This window comes from Agathobaculum hominis (assembly GCF_014288055.1).
GTDB lineage: Bacteria > Bacillota > Clostridia > Oscillospirales > Butyricicoccaceae > Agathobaculum > Agathobaculum hominis.
In genome coordinates, this window is sequence record NZ_JACOPK010000002.1 from 107,360 (window position 1) to 131,840 (window position 24,481).

26 protein-coding genes are annotated in these 24,481 nt (G+C 53.4%); 15 read left to right on the forward strand and 11 right to left on the reverse strand.

Annotation, left to right across the window (positions count from 1 at the left end; genetic code table 11):
* Positions 1-2 precede the first annotated feature (2 nt).
* The 4 genes from H8S02_RS02380 (at position 3) to H8S02_RS02395 (ending at position 2,960) form a co-directional block, all read left to right on the forward strand.
* Positions 3-476 carry a GNAT family N-acetyltransferase gene (locus tag H8S02_RS02380; protein ID WP_186969123.1) on the forward strand — a complete coding sequence of 158 codons (474 nt, stop codon included), beginning with the start codon at positions 3-5 and terminating at the stop codon, positions 474-476.
* 13 nt (positions 477-489) lie between these two features.
* Positions 490-1,302, forward strand: coding sequence for an MBL fold metallo-hydrolase (locus tag H8S02_RS02385; protein ID WP_186969124.1), 813 nt, complete (start codon positions 490-492; stop codon positions 1,300-1,302).
* On the forward strand, positions 1,284-1,766 hold the full coding sequence (gene rlmH / locus H8S02_RS02390) for a 23S rRNA (pseudouridine(1915)-N(3))-methyltransferase RlmH (RefSeq protein ID WP_186969126.1): 483 nt from the start codon (positions 1,284-1,286) through the stop codon (positions 1,764-1,766). Before H8S02_RS02385 ends, rlmH begins: the two co-directional genes overlap by 19 nt.
* A gap of 252 nt (positions 1,767-2,018) precedes the next feature.
* Positions 2,019-2,960 carry a 1-phosphofructokinase family hexose kinase gene (locus H8S02_RS02395; RefSeq protein WP_118722488.1) on the forward strand — a complete coding sequence of 314 codons (942 nt, stop codon included), beginning with the start codon at positions 2,019-2,021 and terminating at the stop codon, positions 2,958-2,960.
* Positions 2,961-3,644: 684 nt separating this feature from the next.
* Here H8S02_RS02395 and ruvX read toward each other — a convergent pair.
* The gene (gene ruvX, locus H8S02_RS02400; RefSeq protein ID WP_118684209.1) at positions 3,645-4,061 is read right to left on the reverse strand and encodes a Holliday junction resolvase RuvX; all 417 of its coding nucleotides are present in this window, start codon (positions 4,059-4,061) and stop codon (positions 3,645-3,647) included.
* A 280-nt stretch (positions 4,062-4,341) separates the two neighbouring features.
* On the opposite strand from ruvX, the gene rpmG reads away from it, so the two are divergent.
* The 5 genes from rpmG to rplA all read left to right on the forward strand — a co-directional run bounded on the left by rpmG (position 4,342) and on the right by rplA (position 6,733).
* Positions 4,342-4,491, forward strand: a complete 150-nt coding sequence (gene rpmG / locus H8S02_RS02405) for a 50S ribosomal protein L33 (protein WP_118684207.1) — start codon at positions 4,342-4,344, stop codon at positions 4,489-4,491.
* An 18-nt stretch (positions 4,492-4,509) separates the two neighbouring features.
* The gene (gene secE / locus H8S02_RS02410) at positions 4,510-4,743 is read left to right on the forward strand and encodes a preprotein translocase subunit SecE (RefSeq protein ID WP_186969128.1); all 234 of its coding nucleotides are present in this window, start codon (positions 4,510-4,512) and stop codon (positions 4,741-4,743) included.
* Between the two features lie 13 nt (positions 4,744-4,756).
* Complete coding sequence (gene nusG, locus H8S02_RS02415; protein ID WP_118684203.1) at positions 4,757-5,293, forward strand: transcription termination/antitermination protein NusG; 537 nt, start codon at positions 4,757-4,759, stop codon at positions 5,291-5,293.
* Between the two features lie 137 nt (positions 5,294-5,430).
* Complete coding sequence (gene rplK / locus H8S02_RS02420; protein WP_118684201.1) at positions 5,431-5,856, forward strand: 50S ribosomal protein L11; 426 nt, start codon at positions 5,431-5,433, stop codon at positions 5,854-5,856.
* A 181-nt stretch (positions 5,857-6,037) separates the two neighbouring features.
* Positions 6,038-6,733 carry a 50S ribosomal protein L1 gene (rplA, locus tag H8S02_RS02425; protein WP_118684199.1) on the forward strand — a complete coding sequence of 232 codons (696 nt, stop codon included), beginning with the start codon at positions 6,038-6,040 and terminating at the stop codon, positions 6,731-6,733.
* Positions 6,734-6,834: 101 nt separating this feature from the next.
* On the opposite strand, the gene spoVAE is transcribed toward rplA, so the two are convergent.
* From spoVAE to H8S02_RS02455, 6 genes are all read right to left on the reverse strand, one after another.
* Entirely contained in the window at positions 6,835-7,191 is a 357-nt protein-coding gene (spoVAE, locus tag H8S02_RS02430; protein WP_186969130.1) for a stage V sporulation protein AE, read from the reverse strand.
* A complete protein-coding gene (locus H8S02_RS02435) occupies positions 7,188-7,616 on the reverse strand; it encodes a beta-ketoacyl-[acyl-carrier-protein] synthase family protein (protein ID WP_243166380.1) in 429 nt (142 codons plus the stop codon). The genes spoVAE and H8S02_RS02435 overlap by 4 nt, the downstream gene beginning before the upstream one ends.
* Positions 7,600-9,264, reverse strand: coding sequence for a recombinase family protein (locus H8S02_RS02440; protein ID WP_186969134.1), 1,665 nt, complete (start codon positions 9,262-9,264; stop codon positions 7,600-7,602). The genes H8S02_RS02435 and H8S02_RS02440 overlap by 17 nt, the downstream gene beginning before the upstream one ends.
* 115 nt (positions 9,265-9,379) lie before the next feature.
* Positions 9,380-9,595, reverse strand: a complete 216-nt coding sequence (locus H8S02_RS02445; protein ID WP_119190125.1) for a DUF6870 family protein — start codon at positions 9,593-9,595, stop codon at positions 9,380-9,382.
* Between the two features lie 169 nt (positions 9,596-9,764).
* A complete protein-coding gene (locus H8S02_RS02450) occupies positions 9,765-11,531 on the reverse strand; it encodes a P-loop NTPase family protein (protein WP_186969136.1) in 1,767 nt (588 codons plus the stop codon).
* Between the two features lie 3 nt (positions 11,532-11,534).
* Positions 11,535-11,819 carry a hypothetical protein gene (locus tag H8S02_RS02455; protein ID WP_186969137.1) on the reverse strand — a complete coding sequence of 95 codons (285 nt, stop codon included), beginning with the start codon at positions 11,817-11,819 and terminating at the stop codon, positions 11,535-11,537.
* A 264-nt stretch (positions 11,820-12,083) separates the two neighbouring features.
* Between H8S02_RS02455 and H8S02_RS02460 the strand changes: the two genes are divergently transcribed.
* From H8S02_RS02460 to H8S02_RS02475, 4 genes are all read left to right on the forward strand, one after another.
* Positions 12,084-13,877 (forward strand): hypothetical protein, encoded by a 1,794-nt coding sequence (locus H8S02_RS02460; RefSeq protein WP_186969139.1) that lies wholly within the window; start codon positions 12,084-12,086, stop codon positions 13,875-13,877.
* 405 nt (positions 13,878-14,282) lie between these two features.
* Positions 14,283-17,813, forward strand: coding sequence for a CocE/NonD family hydrolase (locus H8S02_RS02465; RefSeq protein ID WP_186969141.1), 3,531 nt, complete (start codon positions 14,283-14,285; stop codon positions 17,811-17,813).
* A 156-nt stretch (positions 17,814-17,969) separates the two neighbouring features.
* Complete coding sequence (locus H8S02_RS02470; protein WP_110435924.1) at positions 17,970-18,251, forward strand: type II toxin-antitoxin system Phd/YefM family antitoxin; 282 nt, start codon at positions 17,970-17,972, stop codon at positions 18,249-18,251.
* Positions 18,238-18,558: a type II toxin-antitoxin system RelE/ParE family toxin gene (locus H8S02_RS02475; RefSeq protein ID WP_186969143.1), complete on the forward strand. Its 321-nt coding sequence runs from the start codon at positions 18,238-18,240 to the stop codon at positions 18,556-18,558. Before H8S02_RS02470 ends, H8S02_RS02475 begins: the two co-directional genes overlap by 14 nt.
* Before the next feature lie 74 nt (positions 18,559-18,632).
* Here the strand turns inward: H8S02_RS02475 and H8S02_RS02480 are convergent, their stop codons facing one another.
* On the reverse strand, positions 18,633-19,214 hold the full coding sequence (locus H8S02_RS02480; protein ID WP_186969145.1) for a recombinase family protein: 582 nt from the start codon (positions 19,212-19,214) through the stop codon (positions 18,633-18,635).
* Between the two features lie 55 nt (positions 19,215-19,269).
* Here H8S02_RS02480 and H8S02_RS02485 point away from each other — a divergent pair, with 55 nt between their 5' ends.
* The gene (locus tag H8S02_RS02485) at positions 19,270-19,932 is read left to right on the forward strand and encodes an HI0074 family nucleotidyltransferase substrate-binding subunit (protein WP_186969147.1); all 663 of its coding nucleotides are present in this window, start codon (positions 19,270-19,272) and stop codon (positions 19,930-19,932) included.
* Between the two features lie 540 nt (positions 19,933-20,472).
* Here H8S02_RS02485 and H8S02_RS02490 read toward each other — a convergent pair.
* From H8S02_RS02490 to H8S02_RS02500, 3 genes are read right to left on the reverse strand one after another with little or no spacing between them, the layout of a single operon-like run.
* Positions 20,473-21,411, reverse strand: a complete 939-nt coding sequence (locus H8S02_RS02490) for a class II glutamine amidotransferase (protein ID WP_186969149.1) — start codon at positions 21,409-21,411, stop codon at positions 20,473-20,475.
* Positions 21,412-21,414: 3 nt separating this feature from the next.
* Positions 21,415-22,509 (reverse strand): amidoligase family protein, encoded by a 1,095-nt coding sequence (locus H8S02_RS02495; protein ID WP_186969151.1) that lies wholly within the window; start codon positions 22,507-22,509, stop codon positions 21,415-21,417.
* Positions 22,510-22,539: 30 nt separating this feature from the next.
* Complete coding sequence (locus H8S02_RS02500) at positions 22,540-22,827, reverse strand: DUF960 family protein (protein WP_186969152.1); 288 nt, start codon at positions 22,825-22,827, stop codon at positions 22,540-22,542.
* Between the two features lie 294 nt (positions 22,828-23,121).
* On the opposite strand from H8S02_RS02500, the gene H8S02_RS02505 reads away from it, so the two are divergent.
* Entirely contained in the window at positions 23,122-24,330 is a 1,209-nt protein-coding gene (locus H8S02_RS02505; RefSeq protein ID WP_186969154.1) for an IS110 family RNA-guided transposase, read from the forward strand.
* The last annotated feature ends 151 nt before the right edge of the window (positions 24,331-24,481 follow it).

Sequence of the window (24,481 nt, forward strand, 5' to 3'; positions counted from 1 at the left end):
GGATGCCAAACGGCGAAAGAGAAATGCGGTGCAGCGTGCGCCGCGCCGAACAGGCGGAGATGCAGGCTGTTCTCGCGTTCGCGGCGCAGATCTTTGCGGACGAGCAGCAGATCCCGCGCGTAATGAATGTTATCCCGGCGGAAAAGCAGCCGCAGTGGTTCTGCATGGAGCAGGACGGCGTGCTCGCGGGAACGGCGGCGGTCTACCGCGATGGCGGCAGGTGGCATATGGGCCGCATTACGGTCGCGCCGTCCCTGCGCGGTCAGCACAGGGGAACCTTTCTGATGAAAAGCGTGCTGACCGAGGTTTTTGCACAGGGTGTGGATGAAATCTTTCTGGAGGCGCGCGATGCGACCGTGCATATCCTGCGCGGCTTCGGTGCGCAGATCGCCGGGGAGCCGTTCACGTTCTATCGCGGCCGCGTCACGCCCATCCTGCTGAAGCGCGCGGATTTCGTGCGCAATACCCGGAAATAACGGAAGGAGTACCATGGCAGAGCATTTTTATTACAGTATCGCGAGCGGATCGAGCGGAAACTGCGGCCTGTACGTCTCGGACGGCACGGCGGTGCTGATCGACGTCGGCGTTTCGCTCCGCAAGCTCACAGCGGCGCTCGCGGCGTTCGACATGAAGCCGGGCGAGCTCGACGCGCTCATCATCACGCACGAGCACATCGACCATGTAAAGGGACTTGCGATGTTCCTCAAAAAGACCGAGGTGCCGGTTTTCGCCTCGCGCGGCACGGCGGCGGCGCTGACCGCGAAGGAGCCGGCGTTCGAGGGACGGTTGACTGCGTTCGAGAGCGGCGACGCCTTCCGCGTGGGGGAGACCACGGTCCGCTCGTTCGCTACGCCGCATGATGCGGCAGACAGCGTGGGCTACATACTGGAAAACGGCAGACGCCGTTTCGGCTTCGCTACCGACCTCGGCTTTGTGCCGCAGTCCGCGGCGGCGCTGCTGCGCGGCTGCGAGACCGTCGTGCTCGAGAGCAATCACGATCCGCATATGCTCCAGGCCGGGCCGTACCCCTATGCGCTCAAGCAGCGCGTCGCCGGGCCGAACGGCCATCTGTCCAACCCGGACTGTGCGGTTTTCGCGGCGTTCCTCGCGGACAACGGCACGCGAAAGCTGGTTCTTGCACATCTGAGCGAGAAGAACAACATGCCGGCGCTCGCGCTGCAGCAGACGAAGAACGCGCTTCGCGGCAGGGAAGGCTGCACGGTCTGCGTCGCGCCGCGCGACTGCATGGAGTCGCCGGTCGTGCTCGGAGAGGAGGGGGCGGCATGCTTGGTGTCCGGCTGATCTGCGTCGGCAAGCTCGGAGAAAAATTCTGGGCGCAGGCGGTAAAGGAATACGAGAAGCGCCTCGGCGCATATTGTAAATTAGAGATCATCGAGCTGCCCGAGCAGCGGCTGCCGCAGACGCCCTCCGAGGGCGAAATCGCGCAGGCGCTCGACCGCGAGGCTGCGCTCATCGAGAGCAGGATCTGGCCGGGCGCGGCCGTCATCGCGATGTGCGTCGAGGGAAAACCGATGTCCTCCGAGCAGCTCGCGGACTATTTTTCGCGCCTGACAGTCTCGGGGACAAGCAAAATATGCCTGCTCATCGGCGGCTCGTGCGGTCTGTCCGAGCGCGTCAAGCAGAGGGCGGCGCTGCGGCTGTCTATGTCGCCCATGACGTTCCCGCATCATCTCGCGCGCGTTATGGTGCTCGAGCAGGTCTACCGCGCGCTCAATATCGCCGCCGGCGGCAAGTATCATAAGTGAGGAGCGGAACGGTATGACGCAGGAGCAGATCACGGGCAAACAGTGGGAATGCCCGTGGTGCGGAGACAGCGGATGGCTTAAATGAAATCCGGGTACAGAGACAGGACGGTTAATTCCGTCTAACATCAGGAAAAAACCATTTACTTTATTCATAAGATTTTGTAAAATATACAGTAGAGAAGAGCGCGGTTATTCGCACGGATATGATGTGAAGACCGCGATATGGGGAAAATATTTCAGGAGGGCGTTTCCATGATTATCACGATTACGCTGAACCCGGCGCTCGACCGCACGCTGCGCATCGAGCATCCGCTTGAGGTCGGCAAGCTCAATCGTTCGAGCTCGAGTCACCTTGAGCCGGGCGGCAAGGGCATCAACGTTTCCCGCGCAGTCAAGGCGCTGGGCGGCAACAGCATCGCACTTGGCTTCACCGCAGGCACGAACGGCCGCGTTATGAAGGACATGCTGACGGCGGCAGACATCCACTATGATTTTGTCGATGTGGCCGGTCAGCTTCGCGTCAATACCCAGATCCTTGACGCGCAGGGCGGTCATACCGAGGTAAACGAGCCGGGCAGCAAGCTGGACGACGCAGATTTCCTGCGTCTGATCGACCGCATGGAGAATTACCTCGACGAGGGCAATATTTTCGTTCTGGCAGGATCGACGCCGCCGGACTTCCCGCTCAAGAACTACCGCAAGCTGTGCAAAACCATCAAGCGCCACGGCTGCAAGCTGATCATCGACGCGCAGGGCGACCTGCTGCTCGAGGCGCTCCAGTGCGAGCCGGATTTCGTCAAGCCGAATATTTTCGAGCTGGCTGAGGCGGTAGGCGACAAGCCGTCCGCAGATCCGGAGGTCGTGGTACATTCGGCGCGCAAGATGCTCGACATGGGCGCGCGCGCGGTCTGCGTTTCCATGAGCCAGGAGGGCGCGGTCCTCGTCTCCAAGGACGAGTCCGAGGCGCTTTATGTCAACACCAACCCGAAGGTCTATGATGAAGGCGCGGTAGGCACCGGCGACGCAATGGTCGGCGCGATCGCGAATTCCATGCAGTCGGGTCTGAAGTTTGACGAGATGGCGCGGTATGCGGTTGCGACCGCACGCGCATGCGCACGCCTTGCGGGCACCGAGATGGCATCGCTCAAGAAAGTTTACGAGGTCTACGAGACGACGCAGGTTTACGTTCTTTAAGAAAGAACGTTAGAAGAAATTTTACCGTCTGCTGACGGCAGACCTTCCGCCGATACAGCGGTGCGCCGCTGGAGACTGCTTTACGCTCGAAGTGAGCGTGCACATTTGGCCGCCTTCGGCGGCCGGGAGGGCCGGCGTCTGCCGGCGGAGATGTCGGTGCTCACCGACGGGAGCAAAAGGGGCAAGGACACCAAATGGTTTCCTTGCCCCTCTTGACTCCCCCTCATCTTCCTTAGGACGCGACTCCCTTCGGTCGCGCGTCTAAAAGCGAGGGGCCCACAGATGTATTTGGTGCTCCACAGGCATCACCCTTGATTGAAGCGGAACTTTTCGCAGCGACGGAGTTCGCGCCCTGCACCGGATGGCCGCGCACTGTTATGCGCGGCGAGCTACGCAAAGCAAATTCAGGGCATTACAGCCGCACATGAGCGAAACGACGCCCGGAATCGAGCCCCGTACCCTCGTTTCGCTGCACATCTCCGATGTGTCAGCGCGAAGGAAGGTAAGGGGAGTCAAGAGGGGACTAGTACTCATTTAATCCGCGCACGGCGCGGAAAAGAGGATAGTGGGCTACGGCCGAAACCATGCTTGGTGTCCTGTCCCCTTTTGCCCCAGCCGGTGGGCACCGGCCTCTCCGCCGCCGAACGGCGGCAATCTCCCCGAGCCTTGAAAAGGCTCAAGAACTTATCCTCTGCGTTTTTTATCGAGATACCCCTGAAGGATCAGCGTCGCGGCCACCGCGTCCACATTCTCCCGGTGCTTTTTCTCCTTTTTCCCCGCGCGATGCAGGATCTCATGCGCCGCGACCGTCGTGCGGCGCTCGTCCCAGAGATGCACCGTCAGCCCTGTGCGCTCCTCGAGTGCCTTCGCGAGCGCCTGACACTTTTCCGCCCGCGGGCCGACCGTGCCGTCCATGTTCAGCGGATGACCGAGAACGATCTCGCCGATTTTATTCTGCTCGATAAAAGCCACGAGCTTTTCCACGAGCTTATCATAATTCCATTCATGAATGACGCTCGGCGAGCCGGCCAGAAATTCCGACGGATCGGAAATCGAAAGACCTGTGCGCGCGTCTCCGTAATCAATGCCCAAAATACGCATATCCCTGCTCCTGTTTCTTGGGCAGCTTTGCGCTGCCTGTGATGATATAAAAGATTATATCATGGAAAAATAAAAAAATCAGCACTTTTTACGAAAAAAAACTTGACCGCACGAGGTGTCCATGCTATACTAAATACACCTATGCAGGTTCTTTTTTTGCGCTCATTTTTCATGTGTCTGAAAAAGAGCTGAGAATGCTGTCAGAGGGAGGCAATGTGTCCCTCGCCTGTGCCAAAGGGGTGCAGGATGGGACGAAATATTAAAGGAGGTGCCGTTATCAATGCGCGTTAAGATCACGCTGGCCTGCACCGAGTGCAAGCAGAGAAACTATGACACAATGAAGAACAAGAAGAACGATCCGGACCGTCTGGAAATGAAGAAGTACTGCCGTTTCTGCCGTAAGCACACGCTGCACCGCGAGACGAAGTAAGAGAAAGGAAGTAGCTGCATGGCTGAAGAAACCAAGGCGAAAAAACCCGGTCTCTTTGCACGCATCGGCAAGTGGTTCCGCGAGCTGAAAAGCGAATGCCGCAAGATCGTATGGCCCACTCGTGAGCAGACGATCAATAACACGCTCGTCGTTCTGGCAAGCGTCGTCATCATCGGCATTTTCATCTGGGTACTTGATATCGTATTCGGTCTTGGCATCCAGACGCTGCTTACGCATACCACTGCCGCCTAAATAAGGAGGCAATATGGCAGACGCTGCAAAATGGTATGTAGTACACACATACTCCGGCTACGAAAACAAGGTAGCCTCTTCGATTGAAAAGGCGGTCGAAAACCGCCGTCTGCACGATCTCATCACCGCCGTCAACATCCCGACCGAGAAGGTCGTCGAGGTAAAGGACGGCAAGAGCCGCGAGGTTGAGCGCAAGCTCTACCCGGGCTACGTTCTCGTCAAGATGGTCATGACCGACGAGACCTGGTATCTGGTGCGCAACACGCGCGGCTGTACCGGTTTTCTGGGTCAGGACAAGTCGGGCGGCTCCAAGCCAATCCCGCTGACCGAGGAAGAGATCATCGCGATGGGCGTTGAGAAGCGCGAGATCGAAGTAAATTATGCCGCCGGCGACAGTGTTCGCGTTATCGACGGCCCCCTGGCAGGCTTTATCGGCGTAGTATCGTCGGTCGAGCCGGATAAGAACAAGGTCGACGTTACCGTCTCCATGTTCGGCCGCGAGACCCCGGTCGAGCTCGAGCTCGATCAGGTCGAAACACTCGACGAGTGATTACTGGCTGCCCCGCGCAGCCTGAAACAGCACCGCGCAAGGTGCTTTACGCAGAGAGAAAGACTCTCTGCCAGAGTGGGAGAGTGTAAACGCACACTCGCCAGCCACCACATTTTTTGAAGGAGGAACCTTTCAACATGGCACAGAAAGTAGTAGGTTATATCAAGCTCCAGATTCCCGCAGGCAAGGCAACCCCGGCTCCCCCGGTAGGTCCGGCTCTCGGCCAGCACGGCGTCAACATCATGGCGTTCACCAAGGAATTCAACGAGCGCACCAAGAACGAAGCAGGCATGATCATCCCGGTCATCATCACCGTTTACGCTGACCGTTCGTTCAGCTTCGTTACCAAGACTCCCCCGGCTCCGGTTCTGATCAAGAAGGCATGCGGCATCGAGTCCGGTTCTGCTGTACCGAACAAGACCAAGGTCGCTCAGCTGTCCAAGGCTGACTGCCAGAAGATCGCGGAGACCAAGATGCCCGACCTGAATGCTGCATCCCTCGAGGCTGCTATGAGCATGATCGCAGGCACCGCTCGTTCGATGGGTATCACCGTCGAGGAGTAATCTTCGATTTTGAAAAGGGCTCTCGAGCAAACGGAGAAGCCTCTGCACGAGACGCATGACGCGCCCCGGCGGCGTTTTTCCGGAGAGACCTTACTTGTTAGTTGAACGCATTTGCGGCTACCTGCCGCATACAGTGGGAGGGTTATTTAGTTCCCGCTTAACCACTTAAGGAGGATTTATTGTGCATAAAGGTAAAAAGTATGTAGACAGCGCAAAGACGATCGACCGCAGCAAGCAGTACGAGCCGGCTGACGCGCTTTCCGCCGTTGTTTCCACCGCCAAGGCTAAGTTCGATGAGACCATCGAGCTGCACGTAAAGCTTGGCGTTGACTCCCGTCACGCAGACCAGCAGGTTCGCGGCGCTATCGTTCTGCCGCACGGCACTGGCAAGAACGTTCGCGTAGCTGTTTTCGCGAAGGGCCCGAAGGCTGATGAGGCTCTGGCTGCCGGCGCAGACATCGTAGGCGCAGAGGACCTGATGGAGCGCATCCAGAAGGAGAACTTCTTCGAGTTCGACGTAGTTATCGCTACTCCGGACATGATGGGCGTTGTCGGCCGTCTGGGCCGCGTGCTTGGTCCTAAGGGCCTCATGCCGAACCCGAAGGCTGGTACCGTCTCCATGGACGTTACCAAGGCTGTCAAGGAGTCCAAGGCTGGTAAGATCGAGTACCGTCTCGACAAGACCAACATCATCCACTGCCCGATCGGCAAGGCATCCTTCGGCGCTGAGAAGCTGACTGACAACTTCAACGCACTGATGGGCGCTATCATCAAGGCTAAGCCGGCTGCTGCAAAGGGCCAGTACGTACGCTCCTGCGTCGTAGCTTCTACCATGGGCCCCGGCATCAAGGTAAGCACCGCTAAGATGATCGGCTAATTGATCACAAACAAAAAGACACCCGACAGGGTGTCTTTTTTGTTGAAATAAAGCAATAGAAAGTCCGGAGAACAGGGGAAATGAACCTGTTCTCCGGACTTTCAGCTTTTAGATTTCGGTTTCGCGATCAGCGCGAACAGACAGCCGAAGGTGATGGCGGCGGCGATGCCGCCGGCCGCACCGGTCACGCCGCCGGTAAACACGCCGATGAGGCCGCTCTCCGCGACCGCCTTGGCCACGCCCTTGGCGAGCGAGTAGCCGAACCCGAGTAGGGGAACGGTCGCGCCGGCTCCGGCATAGTCGACAAGCGGCTGATAGACGCCGACGGCCTGCAGGAATACGCCGAGCACGACGAGCGACACCAGAATACGGGCGGGCGTCAGTTTGGTGCGGTCGATGAAGATCTGACAGATTGCACAGATCGCGCCGCCGACCCAGAATGCGTTCCAGTAATTCATGCGCCGCTCCTTTCCAGCACGACTGCGTGACAGATTCCGGCGATCGGCTGTGACTGCTGCACCGAGGTCGGGCTCATCATCGCGCCGGTCCCGGCGAATATCATGCGGCGTATCTTCCCCTCGTGCATATCGCGCAGAAGCGGTCCGCACAGTACAGCCGCCGAGCAGCCGCAGCCTGACCCGCCTGCATGAGCATCCTGTGTATCACCGAACAGCAGGATGCCGCAGTCTGAATAGACCGGGGAAAGGTCGATGCCGTCTTCGCGCAGCAGCGTCAGCAGCAGATCTGCGCCGACCCTGCCGAGGTCGCCGGTCACGATGCAGTCAAAGTCGGTCGGCTGTGCGCCGAGCTCGCGCAGCAGGCAGGAAAGCGTGTCGCAGGCAGCGGGGGAAGATGGTGTTTTAGGACTATGCGGTCTTTCCATGCTTGCGGATATAGTCCTGTGCTGCCGCATAGGCATCCGAAAATTTGAATTTTATCGTGATTTTACCGCCTTCGTGTACATAAATCATGTCGATGAGTTCGACAATGACTTCGCGCGTCAGCGTTTGCAGATTGCGGTATTTGACGAACTGCGACAGGAACGAGTTGGTTTCATCTACGCCGTTCTGCGCCTCGTCGATGCGCGTTTGCAGGGACGCAAGGCGCGTGTCCAGCCTGGCCTGCTGCTGCTCAAACTGCTCCTTCAGCCGATGGTATTCCTCGCGGGAGATGTCACCGGCCTTCCAGTCCGGATACAGGGACAGCTTCATCTGTTCGATGCGTTCACGCTCGGTTTCAAGCTGTGCCCGCTCGGTTTGCAGATGGTCTGCGGAACGGCTGCGCGCGCCGCTGCGGTTGATCTCGGCAATCAGTTCATCCATCTCGACCGCCAGCGCGATCTGGCTGCGGAGCGTTTCGAGTACGGCCTGTTCCAGACGGTCGCTGCGGATGGTATGCTTCGTGCAGGCGCCGCTGTGCTGCTTCTTAAACGTCGAGCAGATGTAGTAGTGGTAGCTGCCATAGGGCTGGGAAATCTGCTTGCGGTTCATCGCCTTGCCGCAGTCCGCGCAGCGGAGAAAACCGGAGAACAGGTAGACTTTAGGCTGCGCCGGTGCGGTGCGCGTGTCGCGCTCAAAAAGCGCCTGTGCTTTGTCGAACAGTTCGATGGGGATGATGGCCTCATGTGTCTGCTCAACGGTGATCCAGTCTTCCTCAGGAACGGCCTCGCTGACGTGTAGCTTGTAGCTTTTTGTGCGGTTTTTGCCCTGTACCATCGTGCCGGTGTACAGCGGATTGCGTAGAATGCGGCGTACCGAGCTGTCCGGCCACAGACCGTCCAGTTTATCCGATGCGGGGTGACAGTAGTTCATGCCCTGCTGCCGTTTGTAGGCGGATGGATTCGGGACGCCCTGTTCGTTCAGTCGCTTTGCGATGCCGAGCACACTCGTGCCGCCGATGAACCAGTTGAAAATATCGCGTACAATCGCAGCGGCTGTTTCGTCAATTAGCAGACGGCTGTGGTCATTCGGGTCTTTGCGGTAGCCGTAGGATGCGAACGAGCCGATAAATTTGCCCTGCCGGCGCTTCAAATCAAGCGAAGCGCGGACCTTGTTCGAGATGTCGCGGGCGTATTCATCGTTGAGGATGTTCTTGAACGGTACGACGAGATTGTTCACCGAGCGTGGGTCGAGGTAGCTGTCCACGTTGTCGCTGACCGAGATGAAGCGCACGTTCAGCAGGGGAAAAACGTGTTCCAAATACTCGCCGACGCCGACGTAGTTACGGCCCAATCGGGACAGATCCTTGACAATCACGCAGTTGACGATGCCGGCGCGCAGGTCATTGAGCATGCGCTGAAAGTCCGGCCGGTCGAAGTCGGTGCCGGTGCAGCCGTCATCGGTATACAGCCGGGGCGCAGCCATGTCGGTCTGCGTGTCTACGAACTCGGTCAGCAGCTCGCGCTGGCTGGCGATGCTGTTGCTTTCTTCGCGGTCGCCGTCCTCACGTGAGAGACGAATATAGAGTGCGGGTGCCCACAGGGTTGTGGATAATTTTGCGGACGGTTGTCCATATTTACTTTTTCGAGCCATTGGGGTGCCTCCTTCCAAAAAACAGGCGGCACGCTGATGACTGTGTTTGCACATTTATTGTACCACAGCGCGCAGCGTACCGCAAGTTTCAAGATATATTATCCGGTTTTTGACACTATTGCAGCTGTCTGCACATGCCGGTCAGGCAGGCTTGCAGGCTGGGCGCGCTGTCGTCAAACAGTACCTCGACCTCAGTGTCGCCGACGCGGAAGCGGTGCGGGTCGCCGATGGCGGCGGCGAACAGGCGCAGCCGCTCGTTCACCGGCAGGGTCGGGTCAATGCGCGCCTCGCGGATGTCGGGGAGCGGGCAGGTGGGTGTGGACTTGAGCATGAGGGTAACCTCCTTTGGTTTGGGTGGATAACGGAGACATTGTATATTCTTTCCATTGTTATACTATATATGCGGCTGGTGGGGATAATCGGATTTCGCCATATCAGACACCTGCGGAACCGCGCCTGTGTTGCGGCTCGATGTCGCAGGTGCTATACTGAGAACGGGATTACTCGCGCGCCTGTTCTGCGAAAAGTTCATATTTCTCGGCGTTGTCACGCAGCGTCTCTACATCAATCAGCAGAACACGAGGCAGGGAACGTTTGCCGTCCTTGATCTTGCCGAGGTGAACGGTATTGCTCTTATCCTCATTTATGGTCAGACAGCCGATATCCTTTAGATAGTCGGTAATCTTTCGGCTGGAGTAGTTCTGATAGCCGTTCTGATTGCGGATAAACTGGACAAGCGCGGTCTGCTTGATGCCGACCTGTTTGATGACGCCCTTCTTCTCCTTCCAGATGATGCCGTTTCGCTTGAAAAGTTTTTCTTTTTTACGACAGAGCTTAAATTCGTCGCTCTCTATCGCTTCACAGAGCAGAAAAGCGATGTTACCTTCCTTGAGCTGTGATTGAATCCTGCGGAATTCCGTAACCTGCTTGCGGACAGAGCGGTGAATCGCCTCCCAAAACTTCTCGTTGAGAGCATGCTCGTCACTGGAAGGCAATTCCATGCGCGCTTTGATCATCTCAACCATACCCACAAAGGCCCACTGGAGCAGAGCGAGGTTGTCCTGAATGCGGCGCTCGCGTGTGAGCAGCTCCGTAAACTCGTCTGCACCGTCGGCGCGGAGATTGATTGGAATATTCGGTGAATTGACGATTTTGTGAAGCAGTTCGATAGCGTGGTCATAGTTGTCCGCAAACCAGTCGGCGAACTCCTCGAGGACCGCTCCAATCAGAGCAGGACAGACGTCATCGGTCAGATTTAACTTTTTTTCAAGGTACACGAAAATACTGCGTGTGAGCTCGGAAACGCCGTCCAGCACGAACTCAGCTGTCAAGGCAATTCCGGAGGTGCAATCGCGATGATCGGTCTTCCCGGTTTTACCCTTCTTGGTAGAGTCGCCTTCGTTGGCAGCCAGACGGAGCATGGCTCCGCCGAGCGTCTTGCGATGCGCTTCGATGGTACGCGAGGAGGAATGGGCGAGGTCGTCGATGATGACCACACATCCCGGGTTCTCCGAAAGCGTGTCGCGCACGGATGCTTCTGTGCTCACCGCCTCCAGCATAAGTGCCGGTTTACCTGGGGTTCCGATGCGTTCGGTGTATCCGAAGACACGACGGGCAAGCGTCGTCTTGCCGCTCGACTGAACACCGGTTATGTATAGACCGCCCTGCAACGGATGCTGCTCGGCAGTCAGGACATCGCGGCGCGAGACAAGAAAGGCATATGCAACCGGCAAAATCAGAGCTGCATCGTTCTCAAGCAACGTCCTGACCAGAGTCGGCACCGGTCTGTCGATACTATTCGTAATGCGATAGGTGTTGGTCGGCTTGATCATATACGGAACCTCGAGCTTGGTCGAACCTGCGACACGTCCGTTCCACACGGTGACATGCTGACCATCCGCCAGACGGTAGGTGCCGTTGCCCGGCAGGTAAACGCCGCGCTGGCACTCACCGGGGCGCCCAGTTTTGGAAAGCTGGTCGACGATGTACTTCTGGACGAGAGGTGCATAGCCGGTCTTGAGGAGCACAGCGCGCGGCTCTTCGGCGACAATTGTGCGTGCCAGATTTGAGGTCATGGGCAGGGTAAGGCTGCGCACGGAACCGTCCTCTAAAATCAGCTGGATACCCAGGTATGCCGGGATGTCGTCCTGTGAACCCTCCAGAGGATAGTACGCGGTTTCAATCACCGGGGTGAAGTTAGTCATCTGCTTGGGCTCATGCTCGCCGTCCTGAACATACAGCGTGTAGTCAATGCTATAAACATCCATTTGTTAGTCCTCCTCGAATTCGTCGATATTGGTTTCGTTCCAGTCCCAGCCTGCTGCCTCGTCCTCAGCGGATGCCGGAAGCGCCGGGCGCTCGGTCAGCTCCTCCATTGCGGTGTCAGCAGCGATCACATCGGGCGGCGCCTCGACGGCGGTCTTGTCCGGCTCCTGCTTCGGATGCAGGGAGGGGACAATGAAAAGGTTGATGTTGCCGACATCGCGGCGGCGCGCAGCCTTCTTGCCGTCATGCGGTGGGTCTGACCAACGGTTGAAATGCTTAACATGTTGCATAGGGTCTTTACTCCTTTCGCGTTTTTCCGGGAAAACTTCCCGGAAATTCCGCTGTTTCCAGCATTGCTGCCCGAAGAATTTGGTTGATAACTCTATTATAGGGTGAAAATAAAAAAACGGGATTGAGACGTCGTTTTAATGTAAATTTCGGTGTTTACGAGGAAAATGTAGATTTATAAGACGAAAAAGTTCGGAAATATTCGATGAAGCATACAACGGAGCACGCAATTCATCGAAAATAGCCGATGAGAGGGGAATATGAGAATGCAAAAAGACAATCATTTCGTTGAAATCAGGCCAAGGGGCAGCCAAAGACAGTACACGTTGGAGAAAAGGAAAATTCTGGCGAACGATATGAGCTGCGCGAGTGTGGAGCAGGCAGACGCCATCAATGACGCGCGCACTGCGTTTGCCGCAGCATGCGGTTTGCCGCACAGCCGACCCAACGAGGTATATCGGGTACTGGGGCACAAGGCGGCTTTCATCAACAGCTATGAGGAAAACATTACGGATATGAAAACCGTGGATGCACTGCTTGCGGATCGCAGCACACTCTTTAGCAGTAACTATGAAGACAACCGGGTCAATCGTTCGCATTTGCATGAGCTGTTGAGGCAGTATGGAGAAGGTACGCAGCAGGCATATGCTGTTTGTGTCGAGCGAGCTTGGGACAAATATTGCAGCGCAAAGAAACAGGAACAAATCGACAAACTGGAGCAGATGGTTCGTCCAATGTATGAAAGCACGCTGAAAGCGCTGGCGGAATATGCTCGCGCGACGCGGAACGGCATGCAGTATTATGCGCGAGAGCTGCATAATGCCAACGAGAACGCGCCCGACGGACAGGAGGCGCAGGCGCTTACAGCGCAGATTAAGCAGTGGGTTCCGGATGCTGTGTTGACGGAAAACCGGGCCGTGGATTTCTATGTGCGCTACTTTTCGGCGTTTATGAGCGCTTATCGGGAGCACCGACGTTTGAAAGAGGATCATAAAAAATTCGAGGGTCAATATATGAAGCGCGACGCAGAAGCGCTGAAGCAGTATCTGGAACGCCGGAAATGTCTGAACAAATACCGAGAATTCTGCACAGAATGGAACAGCCACAGCAAAACTACGTTCGAGGTTATAGGTGAATGGAGTGATTGCAGTAACGTTTGTGATGCTGAGTATCTGAAAAAGAGCGTGACAGCTTATCTTAAGGCGACACGAGGTAAAAATGTTCCGGATATGGAGAATATAAAAGAGGCGCTGCAGCTTGCTCGAAATGCTGCCAAGCACACTGCGTTCGTGTTTATGCTGATCTGCATTCAAAAGAGAGACTGTATTGCTGCTCGTAAAGATGGGAAACGAGATTTTAGCCTGGATGAAGTGCCATTTCCTGAAAACGTATATCAAGAGAAACCAAGCGCGGAAAAACAACGGAAAGCACGGCTGCTGCTGCTACTCGACGTTTGTGAATTCTTCCATGACGATGGAGAAACGGTGCGAGACAATCTTCTGTATTTTCTTAAATTGCACGGCTACAGAATTCTGTCTGAGGAAGAGGCAGAACTCTGGAGAACGGCGCTTGAAAAGTACGGGCTAATGGATAATCCGGTGAGCCTCGCGTGGAGGTATTACGAAAATGCTCAGCAATGCCTGCAATTCGATCCGAGCGAATTATATTGCTGCGAGGCGGCTTCCCCCGTACATATTGATGGTTTCTGGACAATGATGAATAATGCAGATTTTGCACGGTATATTAGTGGTGAATCGAGACAAATTCGTATTTCAGACGAAACGATAGCAGAATACTTAAAAGAGTGGGACTCTGGATGTCCAGATGTAACGCATATGAAAGAGATCTGCCTGAAAGCAGCAGAAAACAACGGAAGAAAGAATATCGATGCGTGGATGGAGAAATGGAACGCGCAGAGCAAGAACGGCGAACACTGGTTGACTCGTGAGATGAATTCTGACGAATTGTACAGTGTGTTGATGGAAACGATTATCCAGCAGCGATTGATAAAGGGCGCACGCGACATTCTGCTGAAGAAAATTGACGAATTGATGCCGTGAGCAGGGAATTCACTGCAAGGCTGCTGCTTCTGCTTGGGACGGCTACTGTGCAGCTGTTACTACGGACTCCTGCCTGAAGAGCCAGAAGTCCGGCCTGATTGAGGCTGTTCCGCTGACCGACCGTCTGGATTTCTACAACGACTGATTGAGTCATTGCCGGATACGCTTACATTTATCCTCTTGCAAGAGCTGATGGATTTTCTGTCGGCTCTTGTTTTGGTTTTCTGGGCGAAATTTTTAGACATTTTTCACCTGTTCTGTTCAAAATTCCTTGACTTTTCCATAGTAAACGAGTATGCTTAAAAAGCATTTGTATTAAAATTCGAAGGAGTGGTAAAATATCCATCTTTGAATGATAAAGGCAGGTGCAAAAATCCTATATTTACCACGAAAGAGGGAGTACACATGAAGAAGAGAGCGGCCAGCCTCGCGCTGGTGCTTTCCATGATCCTGTCGTTCACCTGTCAGGCGGGCGCTGTTGATGCAAACAGCGGCGATGACGGACAGCAGGTATCGACCTATGCGGCGCTCGAAGCTTCGGCACAGAGCGGCGGCTTGACCAAGCTGAATGCGGTCAAGTACATTCTGCTGGATTGCGGCATGAAGGAAACGCAGTTCCCGAGCGGCGACAGCGACTACATCGCTATGGCGAAGAGCGTAGGCATCGCAGATGACAAGTTCGACGGTTCCGCAGCCTGCTCGCTGGAAGAGCTGTACACGATGGCAAACAGCACGGCAGCTGTTAACCTGCGCAATGCAGTAAAGAACGGCACTCCGCTGTTCGTAGACGGTGTGGCACAGCCGATTTTTCCGTACACGAGCGGTGTTCCGACCAAGGACGGCTACAGCAACGATAACAGCGACATCATCCGCTACTCGGTTTACGTTGAGACCAACTACGACACCGACGGCGATGGCAAGCTCGACCTCGTAAAGGCGCTGGTGCAGCTTCCCCGTGCTGCCGCTGAGGGCAAGTACAAGGCTGCAGCCATCTATGATGCACGTCCGTACATCACCGGCTGCACGGATAACGGCGAGGCTCGCGGCATCGATTATACCAAGGGCGATCAGGGATATAACTTGAACAAGCTGTACGCGCAGCCTGCTGCACGCGAGGCTAAAGGCACGGCAAATACTATGGACACTGCTAATAAAGCAACGGCAGACGAGTGGTACTATCTCAGTCCATATGAAAGCTCTCCTAAATACCCGTTCTACGATTACGAGGACCTCGACTGGTACGACTACTTCCTCGTTCGCGGCTATGCAGCGATTGAGGTAGGCGGTCTGGGCACGCTCGGCTCTGAGGGTCTGGAGACTTGCGGCGCTGACGTTGAGACCGACGCATTCAAGTGCGTTATTGAGTGGCTCACCGGTGACCGTGCTGCTTATACCGACAGAACCAGCAATATTGCAATTAAAGCTGACTGGTCGAACGGCAATGTTGCCATGACCGGCCGTTCCTACGGCGGCACGACTGACTTCGCAGTCGCTTCCACCGGTGTTAAGGGCCTTAAGACCATCGTTCCGGTTGCAGGCATTGCAAGCTGGTACGAGTACACCAATTCGCAGGGTATTGCCACCGGCGGTGTAGCATATAGTGATCATCTGGCGTTCTTCTGCGCAGGCCGCTATATTAACGCTGGTGTGTATGCGAATGATACGGAATGGGAACCCATCAAGGATATTTACCCGGCATATCTCAACCGTATTTACAACGATCAGAAGACGCTGAACGGTGACTATGGCACGCACTGGGCAACCCGTGACTACACCGCGGGCAATGAGGGCAAGGCAGGCACTGCATCTACCTCGAAGTACAACAACTTTAATTGCCCGGCGCTGATTGTTCATGGTCTGAACGATACGAACGTTCGCACTAAGCAGTTCCAGCTGATGTATGATGCATTTAAGAATGCAGGCCAGAATGTTAAGCTGCTGCTCCATCAGGGCGCACATATCACCCCGGACTATGACTCTTACAAGGTCTCTCTGCTGATTGATGGAGAATCCTATAACGGTATTCTGAACAAGTGGTTCAGCCATTATCTGTATAACCAGAACAACGGTGCTGAGAACATGGCGGCTGTTACGGTTCAGAACAATACGGACGGCAGTTGGACTACTCTTAGCGATTGGGATGGAAATACCGAAACCCTGCGTCTTGCTTGCGGCGACGATGGCAAAACCACCGTTGACAGCAATTATAGCTATGCCGATTATGGACATTTCCTCGATAACACGGATTCGACTTCGGCACGTGCTATTTACACGATGGATGTGGATACTGACACTGTTATTGTTGGCACGACTAAGGTTCATGTAAGGGCAACCCCGATTCAGCATTTGACTCAGCAGGCTGCTGTAGCTTCTGATGAGAATACGAGGGCAGTTGCTCCGCGTGGTGTTAACCATGAGGAAGCTATGAATCCGCTTAAGCGCGCGAATAATGACGACTCTGATATTGCCGTTATGAGCGCGGACAGCGGCAGCCGCGATGCGCTGATGATGAGCGCAATGCTGGTTGATATGTCTGATACTGAATTCACGACCTATCCCACTAGCGTTACTAAGCAGAAAACGGGTGAAATCAACTGGTTCGGCAGTGGTGCACAGGATTATGAGGTCATTAACTTTGTAACAAGCAATTCTAAATATAAAGTAATTGCACAGGGCTGGATGGACCTTGCAAACCCGGATGCAGGCTTTGACTCCGCTTCTGCGGCAAACAAGGTTGAACTGCAGGACGGCAAGTATTATGATTATACTCTGTATCTCCAGCCGACCCACTATACGGTCAAGGCAGGCCACAAGCTGGCACTGGTTCTGTTTACCTATGACCCGAATATGGCTTCTTGTTCCGAGAATTACGGTTATACGTTCCAGAACGCCGAAACCTACGCTGAGATTCCGGTCAACAGCTTCTATACGCTGAACTATTCTGCCGGTGCAAACGGCACGGTAACTGCTGATAAGAAAAATGGCGCACAGATGGAGGCAAATTCGCTTGTCACCCTCACCGCGACCGCAGACAGCGGCTATGACTTCAGCGGCTGGACGGTAAACGGCGAGGCAGTCGAGGGCGGCGCTACGAAGACCTTCACCATCAACGGCAACACCACCATCACCGCAAACTTCACTGTGCATCATTCGAGCAGCGGCGGCGGCTCGTCCTCCGGCTCGAGCACCACGGTTTCCGCTTCCAAGTCGGATAACGGTTCGGTTTCGATCGACAAGACCTCGGCTTCCAAGGGCAGCACGGTTACTGTTACCGTAAAGGCCAAGGACGGCTACAAGCTCGACAAGCTGACGATCACCGACGCAAAGGGCAAAACCGTCGAAGTGACCGACAAGGGCAACGGCAAGTTCTCCTTCGTTATGCCGGAGGGCAAGGTAACGGTTACCCCGACCTTCGTCGCAGACAACGGCAGTCAGACCGAGAACAAGTCTTACTCTGACGTCAAGACCGGCGACTGGTATGCTGACGCGGTCAAATACGTTTCCGACAAGGGTCTGATGAGCGGCACGGGCAGCGACAAGTTTGCGCCGAGCACAACCACGACCCGTGCAATGCTGATGACGGTTCTGGCTCGCTACGCAGGCGAAGACACCACCGGCGGCGCGACCTGGTACGAGAAGGGTATGGAGTGGGCAAAGACCAACGGTGTGTCCGACGGTACAAACCCGAACGCCAACATCACCCGTGAGCAGCTCGTTACCATGATGTACCGCTACGCCGGCTCTCCGAAGGCAGACGGCAAGCTCGACAGCTTCTCTGATGCAGCTTCCGTCAGCACCTATGCAGCAGATGCAATGCAGTGGGCAGTTGCCAACGGCATTGTCAACGGCTCCAACGGCAAGCTGAACCCGCAGGATAACGCAACCCGTGCTGAGGTTGCCGCAATCCTCATGCGCTTCTGCGAAATGAGCAAGTAAAAACTGAAAAAGTAAATCAGTAACATGCAGCCGCCGGGTTCCCCGTATTTGGGAGACCCGGCGGTATTTTATCCTGAGATTCGAGATAACAGCTATTGCATCATAGCACTATTAGAGTATAATATAATTATGATATTACTATATGGAGGTGCTTTTATGAATATCAAGCCGAGTGCAAGTATTCGTCAGAATTACAATGATATTGCCGAGCTGTGCAGATCCACCGGAGAGCCGGTTTATCTGACCAAGAACGGCGAAGGTGATCTCGTTGTAATGGATATCAATTCATTTACAAAACGCGAAAAAATGCTAAAGCTGCGCGAGGAACTGCTTGCTGTTGAGGAAGACCGCTTACACGGTGCACCGGACTACTCGGTGGATGAAGTCGCTTCCATGATGGATCAGGCAATTCGGGAGACCTGTCATGCCGGAGCTTGAAAACAAATTCCAGGTTATCGTATCCAAGCGAGCAGCGCAGCAGCTGGTTGAGCATGCAGTATTCATGGCACGGTTAGAAGAACGATTGGCACGCCAATTGGCAGCTGACTTCAGGAAAGCGGCAGATTCTCTGCAAAGCTTTCCATATCGAAACCCAATCTTGCGTTCGAGTGTTTTCGTAACAGAAAAGTATCGCAAAATGGTGTTTGGTAAATGGTATCTACTCATTTATCAAATTAAAGGCGAACGAGTTTTTGTTGAATACGTGATTGATGGACGGCAGGATTATCAATGGCTGATTCAGTAAAATTCCAATACAACATCTGACGAGCGCAGGCAGAAATGTCTGCGCTCGTTCTATAGTGCTTACTCGTATTCGCATTATATGGATTTGATGCGTTTAAGTGCAAGAGACGTCTGGGAGCACCGGCGGTAAAATGTGTTCGGCTTCAGCCCTGTCTGCCGCATGGCTTCTGCGGCGGTGATTTCCCCGGCACGCCATCGGGAAACCACCCGTTCGAAGTTGTCCGGCAGGGGCATTGGCTTGCGGCCGGTGTATTTACCTTGCTCTTTAGCGATAGCAATTCCCTCGCGCTGGCGCTGCAAGATGTACTCACGTTCGAGTTCTGCGACTGCCGCGAACACGGTGAGCATAAACTTGCCGGTAGGCGTAGTCGTGTCGATTGCCTCCTTGCGGCTGACGAATTCCACCTGTTTCTCGGTCAGCCGTTCCACGAGGTCAAGCAGGTCGCGCGTGTTTCTCGCAAAACGGCTGATGGACTCGACGATAACCGTGTCGCCGCGCCGGACGTAATTCATCATACGGGTAAGCTCCGGCCGGTCGGCATTCTTGCCGCTCGCCTTGTCGATAAAAATCTCGTCAACATCAAGTTCGCGCAGCAGGACTTCCTGCCGAGCTGTGTTCTGCTCCTCGGTGCTGACGCGGATATATCCAATCTTCATGGTGTATCTCTCCTTTAAGTATGGTATAATGAAAATAATAAGGACGGTGACGCTGATGGATAAGACAATCGAACAGGTAAAACAGTTAGCGCACCGTTATGGAGTGCCGAAACTGGTATTATTCGGTTCGCGTGCCCGCGGCGATCATCACGTCCGCAGTGATTATGATTTCGCGGTCTGGGGATGTACGCCGCAACAGCGTGCGCAATTCAGCGATGCTGTCGAAAACGATTTGGACTCGCTGTATTCGGTTGATCTGGTGTTTGTCAGCGAACACACCGATGCCGCATTGCTTCAAAATATAGAGAAGGACGGGATTTGCTTGCTGGACCGTTACAATACGAGATTCGAAAATCTCACCAATGCTGTTGAGCGTCTGCGCGAAGGCGTGCAGGCGTATCAAGAGAACCCGGCTAAAATCATCCGCGACGGTGTAACCCAGCGCTTTGAATTCACCTGCGAACTGGCATGGAAAACCACTCGTGAGTTCTTACTTGACCAAGGTTTTACAGAGTTGAACAGCCCGAAAGCAACGATGCGCAAGGCGTTCTCGTATGGCCTGATTGATGATGAACAGGCGTGGATTGCACTGCTGAATGCCCGCAACCAGACCTCGCACCTTTATGATGATGCAACCGCGCAGGAAATTTACTCGCAGATTGAGAGCGAGTTTATGTCGCTGTTTGATAAACTTATTGAGCAGTTGAAATGCGGTTAATTTGAGAATTGCTTACTATGCCGAATATACAACAGACTAAGATTACCGAAATTCTTAATAACATTGCCATGTCCTGCCGCATGGAAGGACTGGAGATGACCGATGAAATACGGGCAATGTGCCTTGCTATCTATAACGGCAGCACAACTTTACAGGATTGCCTGCATAAGATCAATGCAAAATACCTTTGAAACTCATTTATGTCAATAGGATCGCCACACATTCTGACATATTTCAAAAGTCCGAAAGCGACCCTATTGACATAGTTTTTCGTTGTTTCAGATGGGTATACTCTATTGACATGCTCAAAAAATACCGGCTCTTGATGAGTCGGCATTTTTGTGTTCAATCATCGTCAATGATGTCGGCGAGCAGGCCGATAACAGTCAGCACGCCGAGAATGATTTTGCCTGGGTTCAAACTTTCACCTCGTTTCAGTCATCTGAAAAGTTCTCGACGGCCTCGATGATGAGGTCAACCACTGCGCCGATAGCTTGGAAGATCGGGCCGAGTGCAATCATGCGCATCGCCTCCTTTCAATCAATATGCATATAACAGTTCACCGGTCATCTCGTGAAAGAGTTCCGGGTCGTACAGCATCTCCTCGATTTCTTCCTCGGAGCAGCCGTAATCCAAGAGTGCCTGCACTTCATCAGCGGTTACGCCGAATGATTTCGCCACGCTGAACAGGTCGTCATAATTTGTCGGTGTGTCCTCGTAGTAGCTGCGATAAAAGGGATATTTGCGCCACCAGTGCTCGAATGTCGTGTGGGGTGTGAAGGCCCCGGTAGTGATACGGCCGGTGCGGTCGATTTTCATGATTTCGCCCTCCTGCGGTTCTAGAATGTCGGTGGGCGCTTTCAGCCGTAGCTTTTTGATGGTTTTGCAGAGTATTTCCTGAGTGGAAGCGTAAATCAGAAAGCCATCATAGAACATCACGCAAAGCGGATTGTCCCCGATGACGAACCAGATGGAGTTATCCTTATCCAGAACCGTAAACACAAAAGAACCCTCGACCTTTTCAGCCATGGCTTTCAGGCTGTCAAAGTCGAGGGCTTTCTGCTGTTCGAGAAGCTGCACCGCAACGTAGCTGTCCGTCTCAACACTCGTCATCGGCAGATTCTCTTCCATACGGAGTTCTTTGTCGTTCCAGAGCACTCCGTTGTGAGCGAGGGCAAAGCTGTTTCCGTCAACGTGACCAAGGAACGGATGGTTATTCTGGTTAAACTGTGCATTGCCCTGTGTGGTCATACGGGTGTGACCCATGACCACGTTTACGCCGTGCGGAATGTGAATCTTCATTTTCCGAGCGGGAAGGGGGCGCTTATAAATCCGCAGACGGTCGTTAAAGTTATAGGCGATGCCTGTCGCGTCTGTGCCGCGCACCTGACATTCTCTTGCGAGGGTATTCAGGATTTTGTTCTTCGTATGGGTGCTCAGGCACTCCTTAAAGTCGATTAAACCAAACAAACTGCACATATTTTAAGCCTCCTCCGTATTGGCATTAACCGGTTCGTTAACGTAAAGACGGCGCTCCTTCAAATACTGAATAAGCTCCGGCTCGTTGATTTCGTCAAGGAAGTCAAACCAGCTAAGTTCCTGTACAGCGGTGTCCGACATGGAAACAGCCACCTCAACCAGATGATTTACCATCTGCAAGGTGGCTTTGAGGGTATTCAGCTTGAGCGTGCCGCGGAACATACGGATTTCAACCGTATCTGCATTCGTGAGATTGACCGCAGTATATCGCCCCGCGCAGGAATTCTTCGCGTGGTTCATCTGCTCGGACGGCGTAAGACGAATACCGTACCGTGCCGCCCAGCGGTTCATCTGGGACTGCGTACGACGGCTGAACCGCAGCAGCTCCGCCCAGAATTTCTCGACAAAATACAGCAGGCGGGCAATCGCGGCTTCCTGCTGTTCGTAAGTACAGCCGAATGCTAACCGGGAGATGTGAACGTGAAGCCCGCAGGTTCCGGCGGCGTGGCTGAGGTATCCCATGCTCTGCGCTTTACGCAACACCTCCGCCCACGGCATTTCGTTCAGCTGATACTCGAGCGTCATCGGATGCGTGACGAGCTCAAGGCCTTCATCCAGACTGCCGTCCGTCTTGATGTACAAGTTCTCGGCATTCTTATTCGCAATGTCGAGCAGCTTCTGGGCGTTGCTGTTTACCGTGCCGCCGTCGTCGATTTCAAGCTCTACGCCGAAATGCCGCAGACCTTTTCCGTGGAACACGAGGTCGGGCGTATAGCTATACTCGTGGATAACTTCGCAGTGTTCGCCCCAGCAGGACGCGCAGTAAGCGTTGTCGTCATCGTCCCAGTACGCGCGGTCGCGGTGAATAATCCGGCCGCAGTCATCACAGCGGACGTAGTACTCATCAAAGCAGTGGTCGCAAAGCGTGTGCGTATCGTCCTCGACGGCGTTTTCTTCGTAGACCCGCTCAGCGCAGTGGTCGCAGATTACGGTCAGGCGATCTGCGCAGTCCTCGCAGAGCCAGTCATTCTCTACTTGGAACATTTCGTCAATCGGATGCTCCGCACCACAGTTTGCACAAATTCTTGTTTCACTCATTGGTTGTTCCTCCATTTCGTTTAGTAAATCTTAATATTCTTCAGCAAGCAGCATAGTAGAATGCGTTAAATCGTCGATGACAAACACTTTCGCATTTACGGCATCGTCACACGGTACATCGAGCTCGTAACGGTACGGCGGCTGTTCCTGCTCGTGGACGATGTGCTGACCGACCGGCGTTTTTGTCAGCTGGAATACCTGCAGGTAATCTTTTTCCTTGACTTCCATCGTCAAGACCATGTGCCACATAAGATGAACAAGCCATGCGGGAATCTCGCTTTCTATCCCGCGCGTTAGGAATTTTTGATTTTCGAACATCTTTGATTGCTCCTTTCTACTACAATGTATTTATGGTTAATATTCCTTACGGCCAGTAAGGACTTATCCATCTTATTGCTTAAGCTGTTAGAATGTAGGAGGCAATTGGATATCTTCTCCTTTCTTGGACTACGCGTCCGTAATGCAGACTGATAACCAGCTCCTCATTCGCAGCGTTCGTTTTATGCAGGTTGAATCGTCATAGGCGCATTCGTGTCACACCACAGTAGATTGAATAGGCAATGAGTAAAACTGGCACTTATCCATTGCCAAAATCTTAAGGAGTGACAATTTATGAACGCAGTAGGTATTGATATTTCAAAGGGGAAAAGTATGGTTGCTATCATGCGGCCTTATGGCGAAATTGTTTCTGCACCCTTCGAGGTCAAACACACAAGCAGCGCTATCAATTCACTTGTAGCGCTCATCAACTCTGTTGAAGGTGAGTCCCGAATCGTAATGGAACATACAGGGCGTTATTATGAAGCCCTTGCTCATCAGCTTTCGCAGGCAAACCTTTTTGTCAGTGCCATTAACCCAAAACTTATCAAAGATTTTGATAATGATTCTCTTCGTAAAGTTAAATCTGATAAAGCTGATGCAGTTAAAATCGCCAGATATGCTCTTGACAAGTGGCAAAATCTTAAACAGTATAGTGTTATGGATGAACTACGCAATCAGCTTAAAACCATGAACCGTCAGTTTGGGTTTTACATGAAGCACAGGACGGCTATGAAGAATAATCTTATCGGAATCCTTGACCAAACCTATCCTGGTGTTAACACCTACTTTGACAGCCCTGCGCGCAGTGATGGCCGTCAGAAATGGGTCGATTTTGCCTCTACATACTGGCACGTGGATTGTGTCCGTAAAATGTCCCGGAATGCCTTTATCGGTCATTATCAAAACTGGTGCAAACGCAAGAAGTACAACTTCAGTCAATTGAAAGCTGAAGAAATCTATGGAAAAGCCAAGGAACTTGTTCCTGTACTTCCTAAGGATGACATTACAAAGATTATTATCAAGCAGGCTGTAGACCAACTTAATAGTGCTTCTACAACCGTTGAGTCGCTGCGCACACTTATGAATGAAATTGCTGCTAAACTCCCCGAATACTCCATCGTTATGGCTATGAAAGGAGTCGGAACTTCGCTCGGTCCTCAATTGATGGCTGAGATCGGTGATGTTTCCCGTTTTACTCACAAAGGTGCTATTACTGCTTTTGCCGGTGTAGACCCTGGCGTTAATGAGTCCGGAACCTATGTGCAAAAGAGCGTTTCAACTTCAAAGCGAGGTTCTTCTAGCCTTAGGAAAACATTATTTCAAGTAATGGATGTCCTAATTAAAACGCATCCACAGGATGACCCTGTATACCAGTTCTTAGACAAGAAACGCGCTCAAGGCAAGCCTTACTATGTCTATATGACCGCAGGTGCCAACAAGTTTCTAAGGATCTATTACGGACGAGTAAAGGAATATTTTGCATCTCTTCCGGAATCCTGATTATCCACTTATTCATTACAACTTTCAGGCTAGCACTAGTGTGGTGGCCTTATTTTGATGCTCAATTTTCAACCCGTATAAATTATTCAATTTTCAATGTTCTTTAATTTAGACTTGACTTTTTATTTGCAGGCTGTATAAAATAAAGCTC